Consider the following 19390-nt stretch of genomic DNA (forward strand, 5'->3'; position numbering starts at 1 on the left):
CGGCATCACCGGCCTACCGTCCGACGTGAGACCGATGTGAGGCACCCGCACCCGGGGCTGCACCACGGCGCGACTCAAGACCAGCCCGAGCCCGCTCGCGGCCGCCCCGCCCGCCCCCGAAATCGCCCCGGACAAAAGATCCGCACCAAGATTACCGGGGTCCCAGTACCCCTCGACCATCAAGCTGGCACCGATACCGAACAGCCCCTCCCCGAGGGTCTCCGTCACCGGCCGCGACAGCACATCGGTCAGCAGATGCTTGGTGGCATCCGACACGGCGAGCTTGCCGACCGCGCCCGCGACAACGCCAGCGACCCTGCCCAACGCCGGCCCGCCCACCGTGGTCAGGAACGCCACCGCCCCCGCGAACGCCGCCTGCTTACCGACCGCCGACCAGTTCACCCCCGGCTGCAGACCATCGGTCATCATCGACACCTCGGCCAGCAACGCAGAACCCGGCATGAACAACATCTGCATAGCCGTGCCACTCGCCGCCGACCGCACCAACGCCGAACGCAGGATCGCCTGAATGATCGTCCGCGTCTGCGCGATGTGCGCCGCCGCCCCCACCGGATTCCAGAACCACATCGCCGCGGCGACAGCGAACTCGGCAATCATGAAGTTGAACATGGCCAACGCCGTACGCTTGCCGACCTCCGTCTCCACGAAGAACTTCTTCTCCGCCTCGACCACGGCGAGCATCAGGTCGGCCGTCTCGGCCATCTTCCCCACAAACGGAGCGGTCTGCGCCACGAACCGGTCGAAGGCCTCACCCTCCCCCGCCTGCCGGACCGCCCTGATCGTCTGCTCCAGCAACGGACCCAGCACCGTACGCACCCGACCCGCCAGCGTTCCCAGCGTGCCGATGTCATCCCGCAACAACGGCAGCTTCGCCCGGGACACCCTCATCCCGGTGAACGCTTCCAAAGCCCGCAACGCGCTCTCGCTGAGCTCAAGGGTCGGACCGGCGGCGGCCAACGCGCAACGCTTCCCTCCCTGCCCCGAATCAGGGGCACCCAGTGCGAATCAGTCAGCCGCGATGACCGCCGCTCATAGCCGGAACCAGATCAGCGCCGGTCTTCTCCGTCTTCACCCCCGATACGGTGTTGGAGGCCCACCTTCTCGCCCTGGAACCCGGCCGCGTTTGGCCAAAAACCCCGAGCACGATATTCCCGAAGAGGTTCTGCAAGATCGCGCGAACCTGCTGGCTCTGCTCGTCCTCCCCCACCCACCGACACTCGGCGACGAGCTTGAGCGGGTCCACCGTCCCCACCAGCTCATCCCTGAAATCCCCCAGCAACTCCACCCGCTGAGCCAGGGCATCGCCGTTGAAGGTGATCCCTTTTCACCCACGACACCGTCCGCCCCCGCTGCGGCGCCGTCGTCACGATCAGGTCGGCCAGCTCGGCCGGCGCGAGTCGCCGGTAGGCGTCCCTGTTGAAGGTGATCCGGGTCAGCTCGCCCTGCCCACCCACGGTCACCGACAGCAGCTTCTTCTTTTCCTCCACAGTGGCCTTCGACCGGGGCACGCGCCGGCGTACCCGGTCCGCCATGGCCTCAACCTCATCCAGGGCCGCACGCATCTCGGCCAACAGTTCCTCGTCGCCCAGCCCGCTCATCCCGTTGCCTCCTCTGCCATCTCACGGCTGGGCCATAGCGGCGGGTTCACTTTGGCGCAACAATGTTCAACGGCCCCGGTGCCGACGGCGTTCATCCTGGATGCCGGGACGCTCGTCAGGCGTGTCGAACTCGTCGTCCTCGACCCGCGCACCACGACCACGCCGGCCGATCACCACGGGCGCACAGTCGGGGTCGGTACCCCAGCCCTTCTCGTCCTCCTTCAACCAGGTGCTGCGCTGACGATCGCGGTCCTTCCCGGGCTGGTGGGCACCGGGGGTCACCGGTCGCTCATCACCCCTGAAGGGATCCGCGACTAGGCCGTGTCTCGTCGATCTTGGGTGAGGTCACGTAGCCAGATCTTCATCGTGGCGATGTCGACGGTGGCCTGGTACATGTAGTCGCGCTTGTCGTACCTGGTCGCGACCGCCCGGAACTGCTTGAGCTTGTTGAACGCCCGCTCAGCGGTGTTGCGCTGCTTGTAGCGCTCCCGGTCGAAGTTCGGTGGCCGGCCGCCGCGGGATCCCTTCTTGCGGCGGTTGGCCGCCTGATCGGCCTTGATCGGGATCGTGGCCTTGATGCCGCGGCGGCGTAGGTGAGAACGGATGGCCTTCGAGCTGTACGCCTTGTCAGCCAGGACATGCCCGGGGCGGGTACGCGGCCGGCCGACCCGGCGCGGGATCCGGATAGCGGCCATGACCTGCGTGAAGCCGGTACAGTCGGCCCGCTGCCCGCACGTGGTGTGCCGGGCGATCGGACGGCAACGCCGGTCAGCGGCCAGGTGCAGCTTGGTGGTCAACCCGCCACGGGACCGGCCGAGGGCTTCCCTTCCGCCCTTTTCGTCCCTTGCGGCTTCCCCCTTTTCGGGTGATCCGCCGCCAGGGCGGGCCGAGCACCCGCCGCGTGCTGGTGCGCCCGGATCGAGGAGGTGTCCACCCCGACCGTCCACTCGTCGCCTTCCTCGGCGTCGCAGTCGATCCGCAACGCCGCGCAGATCCGCGACCAGGTCCCGTCCATCGCCCACCTGCGTTTCCGCTGGTAGACCGTCTTCCACGGACCGAACCGCTCCGGCAGGTCACGCCACGGAATCCCGGTACGTTCCCGGTACAAGATCCCCGAGACCGTCGTCCGATGGTCGCGCCATCGGCCCCCACGCGGCGGATCCGCTGGCAGCAACGGCGCCAGAAGCGCCCACTCGTCATCGGTCAACTCATGCCGTCGAGACACGCCAATCTATCTACCAAAACCCGCCCCGAAGATCCACGAGACACGCCCTAGTACCAACGCCGTTCAGTTAGGGTCTGCCGAGAAATAAGTAGAGGTTTTCCTGTCCGGCCGTGTTGGATGTGGTATGGCCGTGACGGTGGAAACCGAACAAATGCTGGCGGCGAAGTTCGAAGCGATCTTTCCGCATCTGGATGAGCGGCAGCGTCGCCTGCTGATGGGCGCTGAGGCGCGGGCGTTGGGGCACGGCGGGATCCGGGCGGTGGCCCGGGCTGCCGGGGTCGCCGAGAACACGGTCTCTCGCGGCGTGTCCGACTTGGACGCAGGCGATCCCCCTTTGGGTAGGGCACGCCGCCTGGGCGGAGGCCGCAGAAGCCTGTCCGAGACGGATCCGGGGTTGCGCCCGGCGTTGCTGGCTCTGGTCGAGCCGGACGAGCGGGGCGATCCGATGTCGCCTCTGCGATGGACGACCAAGTCGACCCGCACCCTCGCCGCGGAGTTGACCCGTCAGGGCCACCCGGTGGGCGCCGACACCGTGGCCGACCTGCTGCGGTCCGACGGGTTCAGCCTGCAGGCCAACGCCAAGACCATCGAGGGTAAGCAGCATCCGGACCGCGACGCGCAGTTCCGCTACATCAACGACCAGGTCAGAGACCATCAGGACACCGGTGACCCGGTCGTCAGCGTGGACACCAAGAAGAAGGAACTGGTCGGCCCGTTCGCCAACGCCGGCCGCCAGTGGCGGCCGGCCGGTGAACCGGTCGCTACCCGCACTCACGACTTCCCCGACAGCGAGCTGGGCAAGGCGGTGCCTTACGGCATCTACGACCTGGCCGCCAACACCGGCTGGGTCAACGTCGGCACCGACCACGACACCGCCGCGTTCGCCGTGGAGTCGATCCGCCGTTGGTGGAACAGCATCGGCTCCAGCGACTATCCGCACGCCAGGCGGCTGCTGATCACCGCGGACGCGGGTGGCTCCAACGGCTACCGCACCCGCGCCTGGAAAGCGGAACTGGCCGCCCTCGCCGTGCAGACAGGGCTGGACATCACCGTGTGCCACTTCCCACCCGGCACCTCAAAGTGGAACAAGGTCGAACACCGGCTGTTCTCCCACATCACCATGAACTGGCGGGGCCGGCCGCTGACCAGCCATGACGTGATCGTGCAGAGCATCGCCGCCACCACGACCCGCACCGGCCTACGCGTACACGCCGCCCTCGACACCAACACCTACGACACCGGCGTACGCCTCAGCGACCGACAACACGACGCGCTACCGCTGAGCCGCCACGACTGGCACGGTGAGTGGAACTACACCCTGCACCCCGAGGAATACGAACAGGTCAACAACGCCCCCGACCCGTTCGACCAGCCCAGCCCCGACCTGGCCTGGCTAGCGCATCCGGCCCTGACCGGACTACCCCCCGACGAGTGGGACGCACTGATCACCACCCTGATGACACTGCACGACCAGCAGCGGGAAACACGCCTGAACAAGCGACGCGGTCACCGTCCCCGACTGACCGCGCCCGGCACCGGCCGCCGCCCGTCCTCACCCTCGCCGACCGGCTCATCGCCGCCATCCTGCACCACCGACTCGCCCTGTCCCAGGTCGCCGTCGCCGCCCTGTTCAGCGTCCGACCCGAAACAATCAACAGGCGGATACGCGAGACCCGGCAACTCCTGCAACAGGCGGGACACAGCATCCAACCCGGCCCACAGCGACTCGCCACCCTAAACGACCTCTACACCCTCGCCACCACAGAAGGCATCACCACCCCGCCAGAGCCCAAAGCCGCGTCTTGATGATCTGCAGCCCCTAACTGAACGGCGTTGGTACTAGCCGGTCAGTGCGGACAGGTGGATGCGCCCCCGGGTCGCTCATCCTGAGGGATTGCAAGTGGGGGGGGTAACGGCGGCACTTTCCCCACTCGCCGGTTGCTACGCGAGAGCCCAGGAGGATTAAGACATAAAGGCATTAAAATGCCCAGCCGCCTCGTCGGCTGGGCCCGCGACACCCTCCGCACCACCATCGAGATCGTGCGCAAACCCGCCGATCTGCGCGGGTTCGTCGTGCACCCCCGCCGCTGGGTGGTGGAGAGGACTCTCGCCTGGCTGACCGCCCACCGCAGGCTGGCCCGCGATTACGAAACCCACCCCACCACGTCGGAAGCCATGATCCGCTGGGCCGCCATCAGCGGCATGCTCCACCGCCTCACCCCAGGTGGACCTGCCACCCGCCAACAACGCCGCACTTTCAACACACCCGACTGACCCACATGTGAAACGCCTTCTGAGGCCGATCTGGGCGCCGGTGATCACGAGCTGCACCCCGGCCAGGCCGCGGGCTTTGAGGCTGCGGAGGAACGCGGTCCAGAAGACGCCGTCCTCGCTGTCACCGACGGCGAAGCCGAGGACTTCCCGCCAACCAACGGCGCGAACGCCGATGGCCACGACGATCGCCTGGGACACCCCCCTGCGGTCAACGCGGCTCTTCGAAGTTGAGCGGGGTGCGTGGCTGGAGCCGGCCCGGGTGTGAGGGGCTCGCAGCTCGTCGGTGATCATCTGAGTGTCTATTTCGGATGGTCACAAGTGAAGAGCTGCGAGCATGGTCAACGATACGACCCGGCTGCTGGGCCTGGACGGCCTGGTCGCTGAGCGGGTTGAGCTGGACGCCGCGGGTGTCCCGGTGATGGACCTGTCTACTGGTTGTGAGCAGGCACGATGCTGCCCGCAGTGCGGGCAGCGCGCGGCGCGGATGAAGCAGTGGACGATGACCCGGCCGCGGGACCTGCCGGTCGGCGGCCGGCCGGGTGAAGTTGCGCTGGCGGAAACGTCGCTGGTACTGCCCGACACCGGGCTGTCCGCGTAAGAGGCCGCGCAAGTAGGTCAGTGTGCGCCGGGCGGGTACGAGGCGGGCACAGGAAACGGTGATCATGAAGGTTCCTACACCCAGTGACCATCGGAACGCCTGTGCCCGCCATCCCATTATGGCTGAGCGACCAGTTCGCCGCGCTGTTGCCCGTACGACCTGCCGTCGATCCGGCCCACCCGCTGGGCTGTCACCGGCCGCGTATCGCTGACCGGATCGTGTTCGACAAGCTCCTTCAAGTCCTGCGGTTCGGCTGCTCCTACGAAGGCATCGCCGATACCACCTGCTCGGCCACCACGATCCGCAACCGCCGCGACGAATGGATCCGCCTCGGCGTGTTCGCCCAGCTCAAGAAGGTCGTCCTGGACGTCTACGACCGCATCGTCGGACTGCTGCTCGACGACCTCGCGATCATCACCGTACGTAGCCTCATCCGGCAAGCCTGGACTCTCTACCGATGGGACACCCGACCCATCCGCCGACCATGACACCCACCTGTCTGCGCGGCCTCTTATCTGGCATGGGCCTGTTCAACGACCCGGGTCGGGGGTCAGGCCCCGTCCGGACCCGGCGCGGGGTCTGGATGTGTGGTGACCCACGCGTGGGCGGGATGGCTCACGTCACCGATGTCGACTACCGTCACTTTACGATGATGGTGGGTAGCTATCGGTGGTCAACACCGTCGGTGGAGGGCGTCGGTCGGATCGCGGGGCGAGGAGTTGGGGTCTTGGCCGCCGGGTGGGCGACGTGCCGAGGTCACCACCGAGGAGATGGTCGGGGCTGGGGTGGGCGGTCCGCTCGGCTGGCTGTTCCGCACTGGGTGTCCTTGGTTCGGGGGCGGGGAAGGAGCGTGCGCTGATGGCTGCCGCCGCTTTTTCGACTGTTGAGCTCAGTGAGAGCTCGATGCGGGCTTTGGAAGCGTTCACCGGGGTGCCGGTGTCCCGGGCGAAGTTGCCGTTGTTGTGGGATGACATCGGCACGCTGGAGATGCTGGCGGGTCGGGTGCGTACGGTGCTGGGTCCGTTGCTGGAGCAGACGGTCAGGGCGGTCCGGCAGGCGGGGGAGGGTGAGGCCTTCGACCGGTTCGTGGCGCAGACCGTTCCGTTCGTGGGGAAGATGGCCGAGACGGCCGATCTGATGCTCGCCGTGATGGAGGCGGAGAAGAAGTTCTTCCTGGAGACGGAGGCCGGCAAGCGTACGACGGTGGCGATGTTCTCCTTCATGCAGGCCGAGTTCGCCGCCGCCGCCGCGATGTGGTTCTGGAATCCCGTGGGGGCGGCGGCGCACCTGGCGGAGGCGCGGACGATCATTCAGGTGGTCCTGCGGTCGGCGTTGGTGCGGTCGGCGGCGAGTAGCACGGCGATGCAGATGTTGTTCATGCCGGGTTCCGCGTTGCTGGCCGAGGTGTCGATGATGACCGATGGTTTGCAGTCGGGGGTGAACTGGTCGGCGGTCGGTAAGCAGGCGGCGTACGCGGGGGCGGTGGCGTTCCTGAGCACGGTGGGCGGGCCGGCGTTGGGCAAGGCCGCTGGCGCGGTCGCCGCCGCGGTCGGCAAACTCGGCCTGTCGGACAGCACCAAGATGCTGTTGACCGATCTGTTGACGCGGCCGGTGTTGGAGGCCGGCACGGAGGGGATCCTCGGTTGGTTTGCCACCGCGATGGTCGACCGGAAGCTCGAGTTCGACCCCGATAATTTTGCTGCGGACACAATTTCCGGGGCGATTTCGGGGGGAGGGGGATCGGCCGCGAGCGGGCTCGGGCTCGTCTTGAATCGCGCCGTGAACCTGCCCCGGGTGCGGGTGCCTCGCCCCGACTTCACGTGGGATGGTAGGCCGGTCATGCCGGTGGGGCCGACACCGGTTGGCGGGGACACATTCACGGGGTACCTGGCTGGGGCCGATGATCCGAAGGCTGCGGGTACCGGCGCGCAGGCCCCGCCACCGCCCGCGCCGCCGCCGCTGCCGGCATCGAACATGCTCACGCCGAAGCTGGACCTGCCCGTGCCGCACCTGGACCCGTCGGTGCCGTCGTGGTCGGTGCCGAGCCTGTCGGTGCCGGCTGCGCCGGCGCCGCAGTGGGTCGCGGCAGCGGGTGGGCCGGTGGTCGAGCGGTGGCGACAGTTCCAGCAGGATCTGGTGGATCGTTACGGTGGGTTGCTGGCCGGGGTGGCTCGGGCGGGCGAGAGCATGGCCGCGCTCGTTATGCCGATCGAGCGGGTTTTCGCCGGGTGGGTCGACGCCCGGCGGGGTGATCGGGTTGTTGCGGGTTTCCTGTCTGCGGTCGGTCTGCCCGCTGCCGCGCTGACCGAGGGATTTTTGACGGGTGTTCGGCAGCGGGCGGTGGCCGGGATGGCCGAGGCGTTGGCGTCCGCGGGTGGGCAGTTCCCGGCCGGGGTGCGGGCGCAGCAGGTGGTCGCCGGGCTGCCGGCGGAGTTCGACCGGCAGGCGCTTCGCTCGATCGCGCACCTGGCCGTCCAACACCACATCGACCAGTACCTCGCCGCCGGCCTACCCACAGGCGCGGGCACGCCGACAGGCACGGGCACGCCGACAGGCCCCGGCACGTCGTCGGGCCCCGGCACGTCGTCGGCCGCTGGCACACCGGGAGGCGCTGGCACGTCGTCGGGCGCGGGCGTGCCGGCAGGTGCCGGGGCGGGGGTGCCGTCCGCCGCCGCGGTCGAGGTGGTCGAGAGGGAAACGCGGAACTGGGTGGACCGCAGCCTCGATGCGATCCTCGGCACCTCCGCGCTGCCCGCAGTGCTGCCCGCAGTGCTGCCGGCCGTGCTGCCCGCTGTGGTGGCCGGTCCCGACGCCGCGCAGGTCAGTGCCGTGGCGAACGTGGTCCGGCAGGTGGTCACCGACCTGCCCGCCCGTTTCTCGGCTGCGACCATTGCCGACATCACCGCACCGCACGCCATCCCGTTCCCGGCGGACGCCCCGGCAAGCTGGCGTACCGGCGCGCCGGCAGTGTCGGTGACTGTCGAGCAGCACACCGCAGCCGCGGCCAGCCTGGCAGAAAAGCAGTTCACCGCCCTGGCCCACCGCTACGGTGTCGACCCGGCCGGTCACGACACCCTCGCCGAACTGTTCCGAGGGGACTGGGTGGATGGATACCATCAGGTGCTCACGCAGGCCGGCGGCAGCACGCCCAGCATGCCGGGCACTCCGGACACGGCCAGCGCCCGCAGTAGGGAGCCGGGCGGCGCTGCCTTCCGCGTTGACGCCACGCCGATCTACGCCAGCGACACGACCCCGGTCAGTGACGTGTCCGTGGCAAGCGATGCGGTGTTCAGCCCCGATCTCGGCTCCAGAGACACGGATTCGACCGGTTTCAGGGACACGGGTTCGATCGGTGACGTGTCGGTGCGCGACGAACCGGTCAGCGTCGACTCTGCCGGTCTCGGCGAGCCGGCCGTCGCGGCTACCGGGTCGGCCGCGCAACGAATCCACGACCTCGCCAGCGGCGGCCACGGCCGTGCCAGCGACGCTCAGCTGCGCCGCCTCGCCGCGGACATCGGTATCCAGACGGCGTCGCCGGACGGGATCCTGCCCCGACTGTTCGAGGTGTCCAGGGACATCGTCATGGCGGACACGTTCAGCGGGGTGTACTTCGCAGACCCGGCGGCGGCGGATCCGGACGCGGCGGCGGATCGCACGGCGGCGCAGGCGCTGCCGTGGGTGCGGGGATGGTTCACCATCGCCGGGCACCGGAACCTGGCCGAGCGGCTGGCCGACGATCCCGTGCGTCAGGCCTTGTTCCTCCGGATGCTCACCGCCTCGCCCGCCTGGCGACACGCCGTCGCGCAGGCGCGGCAGCGCGGCGGCGACGCACCCGACATCTTGCTGGTCTGGTGCGACGCGGCATGGCAGGCACCGGGACAGGCCACCTCCTTCGGTGAATGGCTGCGCACCCGGCTGCGCGCCCGGCGGCTGATGTCGTCCACGCACGAGGTCGACCAGATGCCCGGCGAGTTGCGGCCACACGTGGACGAGCCGGTACGGTCGGTGTTGTTCTCGGACGCCTCGGTGGAGTTGTTCGGACCGGATCTCGTGGAGGCGGTACGGACCGCGGACATCATCGACAACGGTCAGGAACCCGGCGTCCGCTGGCCGGACCAGGAGGACTTCGCCGCCGCTGGCGGCCGGCACCGGTGGGCCGGCAACACCTCACACGGCCAGTCGCCCGATCCAGCGCAAGACGGCCACCCGTCTGCTCCTGGCCCGGCGTCCGCGGCCCAGTGGATGTGGGGCCCGTCGCGGGATCCAAAGGCGGAATTGCCGGTGCCGGGCCCCGCCCTCGGACCGGACCACCCGCAGGGTGAGGACCTGTCCTGGCTGGACGACTGGGATACGCTGCCGATGCCCGGGCTGGCACCTGCCCCGCCGGCAGGCACGGGGCTGTCCGGGCTGCCCTGGCTGCCCTGGCCGCTGGACGACCCGGACGCCCCCACCGCGTCGTCCTGGCCGGCGGGGCCGGCCGCACCGGCCTGGCCGATGGAGGAGGGACCGGCGGGGTGGACGGAACCGGGGTGGCCGGTTTCCGGCAGTGATGTGACCGCCCACGGTGCTGGGATGTCCACCGACCCCGGCCAGCCGCGCAATCAGGCCGGCGACGGCGGGGATCTCGGCGACTGGGCCACCTGGCAGGGGCCGGACATGGACTGGCAACCATCCCTCGCGCACTCCCCGGCGGTGACCCGCACCGACGCCGGCACTGTCCACGCCGGCGACACCCCCCATCACCCGGCCGACGAGCCACCCACCACGCCCGCCCCGCTGCACCCCGACCAACCCCAACCCCAACCCACTGCGGACAGCCGGCGGGTGCGCAACCGGAATGATGCCCGGACGCTGTTCGACCAGCACGCCGACCACATCGCCACCACAACACAGCAGCGTGAACAGCTGCGGCAGTTGTGGAACGCCCTGATCGACCATATGGGCGACGACGGGACCATCACCGCCAGCGAGCCAGACCTCGCCGAGGCGACATCCACATCGCAGCCGACGGTGCATCGCCGGATCGTGGCATTACGCGACAGTGGTCTGCTGCAGCTGGTCCAGGAAGCACACGGTCGCGTGGCGGCGCGGTACAGGGTGAGCGATCCGGGTCCTCCCCGGCAAGCACCGGTGCCGGCCCTTCCCGCGGGCAGCCAGTGGGTGCGCAACCGGAATGATGCCCAGACGCTGTTCGACCAGCACGCCGACCACATAGCCACCACAACACAGCAGCGGGTGGATCAGCTGCTGAAGTTGTGGAACGCCCTGATCAACCATATGGGCGCCGACGGGACCATCACCGCCAGCGAGTCAGACCTCGCCGCAGCGACATCCACATCGCAGTCGACGGTGCATTCCCGGATCGGGGTACTGCGCGACAGTGGTCTGCTGCAGCTGGTCCAGGAAGCACGCCGTGGTGTGGCGGCGCGGTACGGGGTGAGCGATCCGGGTCAGCCCCGGCAAGCACCGTTGCCGGACCTTCCCGAGGGCAGCCAGTGGGTACGCAACCGGAATGATGCCCAGACGCTGTTCGACCAGCACGCCGACCACATAGCCACCACAACACAGCAGCGGGAACCGCTGCGGCAGTTGTGGAACGCCCTGATCAACCATATGGGCGCCGACGGGACCATCACCGCCAGCGAGCGAGACCTCGCCGCAGCGACATCCACATTGCGGCAGACGGTGCATTACCGGATCGGGGCATTACGCGACAGTGGTCTGCTGCAGCTGGTCCAGGAAGCACACGGTCGCGTGGCGGCGCGGTACAGGGTGAGCGATCCGGGTCCTCCCCGGCAAGCACCGTTGCCGGACCTTCCCGAGGGCAGCCAGTGGGTACGCAACCGGAATGATGCCCGGACGCTGTTCGACCAGCACGCCGACCACATCGCCACCACAACACAGCAGCGGGAACAGCTGCCGCAGTTGTGGAACGCCCTGATCAACCATATGGGCGACGACGGGATCATCACCGCCAGCGTGCCAGCCCTCGCCGAGGCGACATCCACATCGCACTCGACGGTGCATTCCCGGATTGGGGTATTACGCGACCGTGGTCTGCTGCAGCTGGTCCGGGACGGCCACGGTGGCGTGGCGGCGCGGTACGGGGTGAGCGATCCGGGTCCGTCCCGGCAAGCACCGTTGCCGGACCTTCCCGAGGGCAGCCAGTGGGTACGCAACCGGAATGATGCCCGGACGCTGTTCGACCAGCACGCCGACCACATCGCCACCACAACACAGCAGCGGGTGGATCAGCTGCTGAAGTTGTGGAACGCCCTGATCAACCATATGGACGACGACGGGACCATCACCGCCAGCCTGTCAGACCTCGCCGCAGCGACATTCACACCGCAGTCGACGGTGCATGACCGGATCGGGGTACTGCGCGGCCGTGGTCTGCTGCAGCTGGTCCAGGAAGCACACCGTGGCGTGGCGGCGCGGTACGGGGTGAGCGATCCGGGTCAGCCCCGGCAAGCACCGGTGCCGGGCCCTGCCCCCGGACCGGACCGCCCGCAGGGTAGTGAGGATCCGTACCGGCTGAACCACGGGGAAACGTCACCGATGCCCGGGCCGGCACCTGCCCCGCCGGCGGGCACGGGTCTGCCCGGGCTCTCAGGGCCGCCCGGGCCGCTGGACGCCCCGGACGCCCCCACCGCGTCGGCCTGGCCGGCGGGGCCGGCCGCGTCGGCCTGGCCGATGGAGGAGGGACCGGCGGGACCGGCGGGGCCGATTTCCGGCATTGATGTGACCGCCCACGGTGCTGCGATCTCCACCGACCCCGGCCAGCCGCGCATCGACGATCAGGCCGGCGACGGCGGGAACCCCGGCGACTGGGCCACCTGGCAGGAGGACCCAGCCCTCGATCCGTTTGATCCGCTCCATCCGGCGGCGTGGGGCGGCCCGCCCACGGCCGTGGGCACGGGACTCTACCCCGGGCCGCAACCGATGGATCCGACCCGGCCGCAAGCCCCGCCCGACCCGACACCGTGGTCGCCGCCCAGCGGCGACCAGCCCAGCCAGTTCCCAGGGACACAGTCGTTCCCGCCCGGACCGGGCATGCAGGAACCGGCACCTCAGTCACCGATGCCCGGGCCGGCACCTGCCCCGCCGGCGGACACGGGTCTGCCCGGGCTGCCCTGGCCGCTGGACGACCCGGACGCCCCCACCGCGTCGGCCTGGACGGCGGGGCCGGCCGCGCCGGCCTGGACGGCGGGGTGGACGGAACCGGGGTGGCCGGATCCCGACATTGATGTGACCACCCACGGTGCTGGGATGTCCACCGACCCCGGCCAGCCGAGCATCGATGATCAGGCCGGCGAGGGCAGCGGGAACCTCGGCGACTGGGCCACCTGGCAGGGGCCGGACATGGACTGGCAACCATCCCTCGCGCCCTCCCCGGCGGTGACCCGCACCGACGCCGGCACTGTCCACGCCTACGACACCCCCCATCACCCGGCCGACGAGCCACCCACCACCCCCGCCCCGCTGCACCCCGACCAACCCCAACCCACTGCGGGCAGCCAGTGGGTGCGCAACCGGAATGATGCCCGGACGCTGTTCGACCAGCACGCCGACCACATCGCCACCACAACACAGCAGCGGGAACAGCTGCCGCAGTTGTGGAACGCCCTGATCAACCATATGGGCGACGACGGGATCATCACCGTCACCGAGTCAGCCCTCGCCGCAGCGACATCCACATCGCAGCAGACGGTGCATAACCGGATCGTGGCATTACGCGACCGTGGTCTGCTGCAGCTGGTCCAGGAAGCACGCCCTGGTGTGGCGGCGCGGTACGGGGTGAGCGATCCGGGTCCTCCCCGGCAAGCACCGTTGCCGGACCTTTCCGCGGGCAGCCAGTGGGTACGCAACCGGAATGATGCCCGGACGCTGTTCGACCAGCACGCCGACCACATCGCCACCACAACACAGCAGCGGGAACAGCTGCCGCAGTTGTGGAACGCCCTGATCAACCGTATGGCCGCCGACGGGATCATCACCGCCAGCGTGCCAGCCCTCGCCGCGGCGACATCCACATCGCAGTCGACGGTGCATTCCCGGATCGGGGTACTGCGCGACCGTGGTCTGCTGCAGCTGGTCCGGGAAGGCCACGGTGGCGGGGCGGCGCGGTACAGGGTGACCGATCCGGGTCAGCCCCGGCAAGCACCGTTGCCGGCCCTTCCCGCGGGCAGCCAGTGGGTACGCAACCGGAATGATGCCCGGACGCTGTTCGACCAGCACGCCGACCACATCGCCACCACAACACAGCAGCGGGTGGATCAGCTGCTGAAGTTGTGGAACGCCCTGATCAACCATATGGACGACGACGGGACCATCACCGCCAGCGAGTCAGACCTCGCCGAGGCGACATCCACACCGCAGCAGACGGTGCATGACCGGATCGGGGTATTACGCGACCGTGGTCTGCTGCAGCTGGTCCAGGAAGCACACGGTCGCGGGGCGGCGCGGTACAGGGTGACCGATCCGGGTCAGCCCCGGCAAGCACCGTTGCCGGCCCTTCCCGCGGGCAGCCAGTGGGTACGCAACCGGAATGATGCCCGGACGCTGTTCGACCAGCACGCCGACCACATCGCCACCACAACACAGCAGCGGGAACAGCTGCCGAAGTTGTGGAACGCCCTGATCAACCATATGGCCGCCGACGGGACCATCACCGCCAGCGAGCCAGCCCTCGCCGCAGCGACATCCACATCGCAGACGACGGTGCATCGCCGGATCGTGGCATTACGCGACCGTGGTCTGCTGCAGCTGGTCCAGGAAACACACCGTGGCGTGGCGGCGCGGTACAGGGTGACCGATCCAGGTCAGCCCCGGCAAGCACCATTGCCGGGCCCTGCCCCCGGACCGGACCGCCCGCAGGGTAGTGAGGATCTGTCCCGGCTGAACCACGGGGATACGTCGCCGATGCCCCGGCCGGCACCTGCCCCGCCAGCGGACACGGGTCTGCCCGGGCTCTCAGGGCCGCCCGGGCCGCTGGACGCCCCGGACGCCCTCACGGCGTCGGCCTGGCCGGCGGGGCCGGCCGCGTCGGCCCGGCCGATGGAGGAGGGACCGGCGGGGCCGGCGGGGCCGGTTTCCGGCATTGATGTGACCGCCCACGGTGCTGGAATGTCCACCGACTTCGGCCAGCCGCGCATCGATGATCAGGCCGGCGACGGCGGGAACCCCGGCGACTGGGCCACCTGGCAGGAGGACCCAGCCCTCGATCTGTTTGATCCGCTCCATCCGGCGGCGTGGGGCGGCCCGCCCACGGCCGTGGGCACGGGACTCTACCCCGGGCCGCAACCGATGGATCCGACCTGGCCGCAAGCCCCGCCCGACCCGACACCGTGGTCGCCGCCCAGCGGCGACCAGCCCAGCCAGTTCCCAGGGACCCAGGCGTTCCCGCCCGGACCGGGCATGCAGGAACCGGCACCTCAGTCGCCGATGCCCGGGCCGGCACCTGCCCCGCCGGCGGGCACGGGGCTGCCCGGGCTGCCCTGGCCGCTGGACGACCCGGACGCCCCCACCGCGTCGGCCTGGCCGGCGGGGCCGGCCGCACCGGCCTGGCCGATGGAGGAGGGACCGGCGGGGTGGACGGAACCGGGGTGGCCGGTTTCCGACATTGATGTGACCGCCCACGGTGCTGGGATGTCCACCGACCCCGGCCAGCCGCGCAATCAGGCCGGCGACGGCAGCGGGAACCTCGGCGACTGGGCCACCTGGCAGGGGCCGGACATGGACTGGCAACCATCCCTCGCGCCCTCCCCGGCGGTGACCCGCACCGACGCCGGCACTGTCCACGCCGGCGACACCCCCCATCACCCGGCCGACGAGCCACCCACCACCACCGCCCCGCTGCACCCCGACCAACCCCAACCCACTGCGGGCAGCCAGTGGGTGCGCAACCCGGATGATGCCCGGACGCTGTTCGACCAGCACGCCGACCACATCGCCACCACAACACAGCAGCGGGAACAGCTGCCGCAGTTGTGGAACGCCCTGATCAACCATATGGACGACGACGGGACCATCACCGCCAGCGAGTCAGCCCTCGCCGCAGCGACATCCACATCGCAGCCGACGGTGCATAACCGGATCGTGGCATTACGCGACCGTGGTCTGCTGCAGCTGGTCCAGGAAGCACACGGTGGCGTGGCGGCGCGGTACAGGGTGACCGATCCGGGTCAGCCCCGGCAAGCACCGATGCCGGACCTTCCCGAAGGCAGCCAGTGGATACGCAACCGGAATGATGCCCAGACGCTGTTCGACCAGCACGCCGACCACATAGCCACCACAACACAGCAGCGGGAACAGCTGCCGCAGTTGTGGAACGCCCTGATCAACCATATGGACGACGACGGGACCATCACCGCCAGCGAGTCAGCCCTCGCCGCGGCGACATCCACATTGCAGCAGACGGTGCATTCCCGGATCGTGGCATTACGCGACCGTGGTCTGCTGCAGCTGGTCCGGGAAGGCCACGGTGGCGGGGCGGCGCGGTACAGGGTGACCGATCCGGGTCAGCCCCGGCAAGCACCGTTGCCGGCCCTTCCCGCGGGCAGCCAGTGGGTACGCAACCGGAATGATGCCCGGACGCTGTTCGACCAGCACGCCGACCACATCGCCACCACAACACAGCAGCGGGAACAGCTGCCGCAGTTGTGGAACGCCCTGATCAACCATATGGCCGCCGACGGGATCATCACCGCCAGCGAGTCAGCCCTCGCCGCGGCGACATCCACATCGCAGCAGACGGTGCATCGCCGGATCGTGGCATTACGCGACCGTGGTCTGCTGCAGCTGGTCCGGGAAGGCCACGGTGGCGGGGCGGCGCGGTACGGGGTGAGCGATCCGGGTCAGCCCCGGCAAGCACCGGTGCCGGGCCCTGCCCCCGGACCGGACCGCCCGCAGGGTGGTGAGGATCCGTCCCGGCTGAACCACGGGGATACGTCGCCGATGCCCGGGCCGGTACCTGCCCCGGCGGCGGGCACGGGTCTGCCCGGGCTCTCAGGGCCGCCCGGGCCGCTGGACGCCCCGGACGCCCTCACGGCGTCGGCCTGGCCGGCGGGGCCGGCCTGGACGGTGGAGGGGGCGGGGTCGGCGGGGCCGGTTTCCGGCATTGATGTGACCGCCCACGGTGCTGCGATGTCCACCGACCCCGGCCAGCCGCGCATCGATGATCAGGCCGGCGACGGCGGGAACCTCGGCGCCTGGGCCACCTGGCAGGAGGACCCAGCCCTCGATCTGTTTGATCCGCTCCATCCGGTGGCGTGGGTCGGCCCGCCCACGGCCGTGGGCACGGGACTCTACCCCGGGCCGCAACCGATGGATCCGACCTGGCCGCAGGCCCCGCCCGGCCCGACACCGTGGTCGCCGCCCAGCGGCGACCAGCCCAGCCAGTTCCCAGGGACACAGTCGTTCCCGCCCGGACCGGGCATGCAGGAACCGGCACCTCAGTCACCGATGCCCGGGCCGGCACCTGCCCCGCCGGCGGACACGGGCCTGCCCCCCGGGCTGCCCTGGCCGCTGGACGACCCAGACGCCCCCACCGCGTCGGCCTGGCCGGCGGCCTGGCCGATGGAGGAGGGACCGGCGGGGTGGACGGAACCGGGGTGGCCGGTTTCCGACATTGATGTGACCACCCACGGTGCTGCGATGTCCACCGACCCCGGCCAGCCGCGCAATCAGGCCGGCGACGGCAGCGGGAACCTCGGCGACTGGGCCACCTGGCAGGGGCCGGACATGGACTGGCAACCCTCCCTCGCGCCCTCCCCAGCGGTGACCCGCACCGACGCCGGCACTGTCCACGCCTACGACACCCCCCATCACCCGGCCGACCAGCCATCCACCACCGCCCCACTGCACCCCGACCAACCCCAACCCACTGCGGGCAGCCAGTGGGTGCGCAACCGGAATGATGCCCGGACGCTGTTCGACCAGCACGCCGACCACATCGCCACCACAACACCGCAGCGGGAACATCTGCAGCAGTTGTGGAACGCCCTGATCAACCATATGGGCGCCGACGGGACCATCACCGCCAGCGAGTCAGCCCTCGCCGCAGCGACATCCACACTGCGGCAGACGGTGCATGACCGGATCGTGGTATTGCGCGACAGTGGTCTGCTGCAGCTGGTCCGGGAAGGCCACGGTCGCGTGGCGGCGCGGTACAGGGTGACCGATCCGGGTCAGCCCCGGCATGCACCGTTGCCGGACCTTCCCGAGGGCAGCCAGTGGGTACGCAACCGGAATGATGCCCGGACGCTGTTCGACCAGCACGCCGACCACATCGCCACCACAACACCGCAGCGGGAACATCTGCAGCAGTTGTGGAACGCCCTGATCAACCATATGGACGCCGACGGGACCATCACCGCCAGCGAGCCAGCCCTCGCCGCAGCGACATCCACACCGCAGCCGACGGTGCATTCCCGGATCGTGGCATTACGCGACCGTGGTCTGCTGCAGCTGGTCCAGGAAGCACGCCCTGGTGTGGCGGCGCGGTACAGGGTGACCGATCCGGGTCAGCCCCGGCAAGCACCGGTGCCGGCCCTTCCCGAGGGCAGCCAGTGGGTGCGCAACCGGAATGATGCCCGGACGCTGTTCGATCAGCACGCCGACCACATCGCCACCACAACACAGCAGCGGGTGGATCAGCTGCTGAAGTTGTGGAACGCCCTGATCAACCATATCGACGACGGCGGGACCATCACGGCCAGCGAGCGAGACCTCGCCGCGGCGACATCCACACCGCAGCAGACGGTGCATAAACGGATCGTGGCATTACGCGACCGTGGTCTGCTGCAGCTGGTCCAGGAAGCACGCCCTGGTGTGGCGGCGCGGTACGGGGTGACCGATCCGGGCCAGCCCCGGCAAGCACCGGTGCCGGGCCCCGCCCCCGAACCGGACCGCCCGCAGGGTAGTGAGGACCTGTCCCGGCTGAACCACGGGGATACGTCACCGATGCCCGGGCCGGCACCTGCCCCGCCAGCGGACACGGGTCTGCCCGGGCTCTCAGGGCCGCCCGGGCCGCTGGACGCCCCGGACGCCCTCACGGCGTCGGCCTGGCCGGCGGGGCCGCCCGCGTCGGCCTGGCCGATGGAGGAGGGACCGGCGGGACCGGCGGGGCCGGTTTCCGGCATTGATGTGACCACCCACGGTGCTGTGATCTCCACCGACCCCGGCCAGCCGCGCGATCAGGCCGGCGACGGCAGCGGGAACCTCGGCGACTGGGCCACCTGGCAGGAGGACCCAGCCCTCGATCTGTTTGATCCGCTCCATCCGGCGGCGTGGGTCGGCCCGCCCACGGCCGTGGGCACGGGACTCTACCCCGGACCGCAACCGATGGATCCGACCTGGGCGCAGGCCCCGCCCGGCCCGACATCGTGGTCGCCGCCCAGCGGCGACCAGCCCAGCCAGTTCCCAGGGACACAGTCGTTCCCGCCCGGACCGGGCATGCAGGAACCGGCACCTCAGTCACCGATGCCCGGGCCGGCACCTGCCCCGCCAGCGGACACGGGCCGGCCCCCGGGCTGCCCGGGCCGCTGGACGACCCAGACGCCCCCACCGCGTCGGCCTGGCCGGCGGGGCCGGCCGCACCGGCCTGGCCGATGGAGGAGGGACCGGCGGGGTGGACGGAACCAGGGTGGCCGGTTTCCGACATTGATGTGA

7 protein-coding genes and 4 pseudogenes are annotated in these 19390 nt (G+C 70.0%); 6 read left to right on the forward strand and 5 right to left on the reverse strand.

Annotation, left to right across the window (positions count from 1 at the left end; genetic code table 11):
• Positions 1-262 precede the first annotated feature (262 nt).
• On the forward strand, positions 263-529 hold the full coding sequence (locus JD77_RS00635) for a hypothetical protein (RefSeq protein ID WP_145772581.1): 267 nt from the start codon (positions 263-265) through the stop codon (positions 527-529).
• 501 nt (positions 530-1030) lie between these two features.
• Here JD77_RS00635 and JD77_RS00640 read toward each other — a convergent pair.
• The 4 genes from JD77_RS00640 to JD77_RS00655 form a co-directional block, all read right to left on the reverse strand.
• Positions 1031-1306 (reverse strand): hypothetical protein, encoded by a 276-nt coding sequence (locus tag JD77_RS00640; protein WP_145772582.1) that lies wholly within the window; start codon positions 1304-1306, stop codon positions 1031-1033.
• Positions 1278-1619 (reverse strand): YbaB/EbfC family nucleoid-associated protein, encoded by a 342-nt coding sequence (locus tag JD77_RS00645; protein ID WP_211372450.1) that lies wholly within the window; start codon positions 1617-1619, stop codon positions 1278-1280. The genes JD77_RS00640 and JD77_RS00645 overlap by 29 nt, the downstream gene beginning before the upstream one ends.
• Before the next feature lie 66 nt (positions 1620-1685).
• A complete protein-coding gene (locus JD77_RS00650; protein ID WP_145772583.1) occupies positions 1686-1901 on the reverse strand; it encodes a hypothetical protein in 216 nt (71 codons plus the stop codon).
• A 32-nt stretch (positions 1902-1933) separates the two neighbouring features.
• Positions 1934-2850, reverse strand: a protein-coding gene (locus tag JD77_RS00655) for an IS5 family transposase (protein WP_425463585.1) whose coding sequence is annotated in 2 segments (ribosomal slippage) — positions 1934-2503 and positions 2506-2850 — 915 coding nt in all. Because the reading frame shifts where the segments join, the coding sequence is not laid out codon by codon here.
• A gap of 118 nt (positions 2851-2968) precedes the next feature.
• On the opposite strand from JD77_RS00655, the pseudogene JD77_RS00660 reads away from it, so the two are divergent.
• Together JD77_RS00660 and JD77_RS00665 are read left to right on the forward strand one after the other, a co-directional pair.
• Positions 2969-4650 (forward strand): annotated as a pseudogene (locus JD77_RS00660) (ISAzo13 family transposase).
• A 177-nt stretch (positions 4651-4827) separates the two neighbouring features.
• Entirely contained in the window at positions 4828-5118 is a 291-nt protein-coding gene (locus JD77_RS00665) for a transposase (RefSeq protein ID WP_145772584.1), read from the forward strand.
• An 18-nt stretch (positions 5119-5136) separates the two neighbouring features.
• Here JD77_RS00665 and JD77_RS00670 read toward each other — a convergent pair.
• A pseudogene (locus JD77_RS00670) lies at positions 5137-5340 on the reverse strand (transposase); the annotation flags it as partial.
• Between the two features lie 112 nt (positions 5341-5452).
• Between JD77_RS00670 and JD77_RS00675 the strand changes: the two are divergent.
• From JD77_RS00675 to JD77_RS00685, 3 genes and pseudogenes are all read left to right on the forward strand, one after another.
• Positions 5453-5717 (forward strand): annotated as a pseudogene (locus JD77_RS00675) (transposase family protein); the annotation flags it as partial.
• Between the two features lie 100 nt (positions 5718-5817).
• Positions 5818-6129: pseudogene (locus tag JD77_RS00680) on the forward strand (transposase); the annotation flags it as partial.
• Positions 6130-6619: 490 nt separating this feature from the next.
• Positions 6620-19390 carry a hypothetical protein gene (locus tag JD77_RS00685; RefSeq protein ID WP_145772585.1) on the forward strand — a complete coding sequence of 4257 codons (12771 nt, stop codon included), beginning with the start codon at positions 6620-6622 and terminating at the stop codon, positions 19388-19390.

The sequence above is a fragment of the Micromonospora olivasterospora genome (assembly GCF_007830265.1).
Taxonomy (GTDB): Bacteria; Actinomycetota; Actinomycetes; order Mycobacteriales; family Micromonosporaceae; genus Micromonospora; species Micromonospora olivasterospora.

Coding starts and splice junctions, on each gene's coding strand:
- JD77_RS00645 (WP_211372450.1), bottom strand. CDS start 1,619: ATGAGCGGGCTGGGCGACGAGGAACTGTTGGCCGAGATGCGTGCGGCC.
- JD77_RS00665 (WP_145772584.1), top strand. CDS start 4,828: ATGCCCAGCCGCCTCGTCGGCTGGGCCCGCGACACCCTCCGCACCACC.
- JD77_RS00685 (WP_145772585.1), top strand. CDS start 6,620: ATGCGGGCTTTGGAAGCGTTCACCGGGGTGCCGGTGTCCCGGGCGAAG.